The sequence below is a fragment of the Kineococcus gurbantunggutensis genome (assembly GCF_050871925.1).
Taxonomy (GTDB): domain Bacteria; phylum Actinomycetota; class Actinomycetes; order Actinomycetales; family Kineococcaceae; genus Kineococcus.
The window spans coordinates 1-3,253 of the sequence record NZ_JBJLSG010000279.1; the positions used below are offsets into that span (position 1 = coordinate 1).

Sequence of the window (3,253 nt, forward strand, 5' to 3'; positions counted from 1 at the left end):
CCCCCCCCCCCCCCGCCCCCCCCCCCCCCCCGCGTCGGCGACGTTGCCGGTGCTCTGCCCGTGGCGCACCAGCACCAGGGACGCCGGCCAGCGCGGGCCGGTGGGGGACGCGGGCGGCTCCTGGGGGGTGCTCACGCCCCACGTCTATCCCACGGGCGCTCCCGCCGCCCGGCGAGCGGGCGCGGACCCTGGGACTGCGCGCCCGGAGGTGACAAGGTGTGACGACGCGGCGGGTGGTGCACCCGCGGCGCGACCACGGCCGGGAGGGGGAGGGGACGCTGAAGCGCCTGGTGCAGCGCTGGCACCGCCTCATGCTGCGCACCACCCTGCAGCGGCGGGTGTCGGTGCTGGCCGGCGTCGTGCTGCTCATCGCCCTGGTGCTCACGGTCGTGCTGGCGGGCAACCTCCGGCACACCCTCGGCGAGGACCGCCGGGCGGACCAGGACCAGTGGACCCGGGTCTCCGCCGCCGTGGACCGCTACCAGCAGACGCTCGTGGAGCTGCAGACGGTCCACCAGCAGTACACCCTCTCCTTCGACGCCACGCAGACCCCGCTCCTGGCCGAGCAGCGCGAGCGCCTGCTCGGCCAGCTCGACGTGCACGAGGACGCGCTGCGCGAGGCGGTGGACCAGCTCCGGGACGACTCCAGCACCCGCACCGACCTCGAGCGCCGCCTCGAGGAGATCGTCACCGACGTCGACGGCTGGCAGAACATCGTCCTCGAGCAGGGCCGCGTGAAGCGCACCGGAGACGAGGAGGGGCTGCGCAGGGCCATCGCCGACGCGCCGGCGGCCCGGCAGTTCTCCGCGACCTACGCGGACGTCGTCGCCTTCGTCGACCTGCTGGACGCGCAGCGCGACCAGGACGGCGACCAGGCCGAGCGCGACCTCGCGCAGCTGCAGGTCCTGCAGACCGTCGTCGCCGCCGCCGCCCTGCTGATGGTCCCCGCGATCCTGCACTTCGTGCGCCGCTGGGTCCTGCGCCCGCTGGACCTGCTCTCCGCGCAGATGCTGCGCGTCGGCGGCGGCGACCTGCAGACCCCCGTCGGCCTGCCCGGCCCGCCCGAGCTGGCCGCCGTGGCGCGCTCGGCCGAGACGATGCGCCGGCGCATCCTCGACGAGCTCGCCGACGCCGTCTCCGCCCGCGAGGCCCTCGCCCAGGGCCAGCCCCTCGTCGCCGAGGTGCGCGACCAGCTCGCCGCCCACCCGCTGCCCGCGCTGCGCGGCTGGACGGCCGCCGCCGCGCTGCGCCCGGCCGAGGGGCTGCTCGCCGGGGACTGGTACGACGTGCTGCCCCTGGCCGACGGCCGCTACGCCGTCGTCGTCGCCGACGTCTCCGGGCACGGCGCCCGCGCCGGCATCGTCGCCATCCAGCTCAAGCGGCTGCTGGAGGCGGCGCTGCACCTGGCCCCCGAGCCGGACCTGGCGCTGTCGCTGGCCGCGCGGGTCTTCACCGACGAGGCCGAGCGCTTCGCCAGCTGCGTCGTCGCCGTCGTCGACCCCGACTCCGGGGTGGTGCGCTACGCCAACGCCGGCCACCCCGCGCCCCTCGTGGTGCGCCCCGGCGAGGGGGCGGTGCGCCTGGTCGGCCAGCTGGAGGCCACCGGGCCGCTGCTGTCCTGGCTGCACCTGGACACGCCGGGCGCCTGGAGCACCGGCACCGCCTCGCTGGCGCCCGGCTCGATGCTCGTCGTCTACACCGACGGGCTCACCGAGGCCCGGCCCGTGGGCAGCACCGACGAGCTGGGCGTGGAGGGCGTGCTGGCGGCGCTGGGGCGCCTGCCGGAGCTGACCCCGCAGACCCTCGTCGACGAGGCCCTCGACGTCGCGCGCCGCTTCAGCGGCGGGCGCGCGCGCGACGACGTCACCCTCGTCGTGCTGGCCCGCGACGCCACCGCCGCGCCGCTGGCCCCGCGCACCGCCGACGGCGGCGCCCGCTCCGCCGCGAGCAGCGCCGGGACCACCCGCCCGGCGGGGTGAACCGCGCGGCGCGGCGGGCGGCGACGGTGCGGAGCCGCTCGTGCACGCGCCTACTGTGGAGGGCGTGAACGACGCAGCGCCCCGCACCGCCGACGCGACCCGACGGCGGTGGTGGGCCGAGGCGGAGGCGCTCGGCGGGACGTCGGCGCTCCTGGACCACCCCGACGCGCCCGACGCGGTGCTGGACCTGACCACCGCCCATCCCTCGGGGCTGGCGCAGCTGCTCGCGGGGGGGCCGGCGCCCCTGTCCAGCCTGGTGCGCGAGGCCGGGGCCTTCGCCGACGCCCGCCGCCGCGCGCGCGCCGTGCACCGGCGCGCCGCCGACCTGCTCGCCCAGCGCGGCACCCGCGCCCCCGCCGTCGCCGTGGGCACCGTGACGTGGACGCCGCCCGCGGGCCCGGCCCGGCGCACCCCGCTGCTGCTGCGGCGCTGCTCCCTGACGCCCGCCGGGGAGTCCCTGGACGACTTCGTGGTGCGCCTGGACGCCGGCGTGCTCGTCAACCCGGTGCTCGTGCGCGCCGCCCGCGCCGAGCTGGGCGTCGAGCTGGACGCCCTGCGCGTCGCCCGCGCCGTGGGGCGCCACCGCGGCTTCGACCCCGACCCGGCGCTGGAGGAGGTGCGCCGCCAGCTGGCCGGCGCGCCCGGGCTGAGGGTGGAGCGCCGGCTGCTGCTGGGCACCTTCGCCGACCCCGGCTCGGACCTGCTGGCGCACCTGCGCGACCACGGCGCCGACGTGCGCGGGCACCGCGTGGTGCGCGCCCTGGCCGAGCGGGTGCCCGCGCGCCCGCCCGCCCCCCTCGAGGGGCGCCCCGCCGAGCGCGCCGCCCGCACCGGCCTGGAACTGGACCCCGCCCAGCGCCGCGCCGTCGAGCACGTCCTGGCCGGCGGCGACCTGCGCCTTCAGGCCCCCGCCGGCACCGGCGCCACCCAGGTGGCCGCCGCCCTCGTCGCCGCCGGCGCCGCCGCCGGGCGCACCACCCTGCTCGTGGCCGACTCCGCCGCCGAGCGCCGCGCCCTGGAGGAGCGACTGCGCGCGGCCGGCCTGGGCCGGCTGGTGCTGCACCTGGTCGCCGACCTGGACCCCGCCGCCGTCCTGGCCGACGTGCGCGAGCAGGTGCGCGCCGCCCGCGCCGAGGCCGGGGCCCGGGCGGCGCGCGCGGACGCCGGCGCCCCGGGCGGGCGCCCGGCCCCCCCCCCCGCCGCGCCCCCCCCGCGCCCCCCCCCCCCCCCCCACCCCCCCCCCCCCCCCCCCCACCGCCCCCCCGCCCCCCACC

Annotated in this window: 1 protein-coding gene and 1 pseudogene; both read left to right on the forward strand. The window is 80.1% G+C overall.

Features of this window, described 5'->3' with window-relative positions; genetic code table 11:
- Positions 1–218 precede the first annotated feature (218 nt).
- On the forward strand, positions 219–1,979 hold the full coding sequence (locus tag ACRYR7_RS24915) for a PP2C family protein-serine/threonine phosphatase (RefSeq protein WP_432575041.1): 1,761 nt from the start codon (positions 219–221) through the stop codon (positions 1,977–1,979).
- A gap of 64 nt (positions 1,980–2,043) precedes the next feature.
- Positions 2,044–3,253: pseudogene (locus tag ACRYR7_RS24920) on the forward strand (hypothetical protein); the annotation flags it as partial.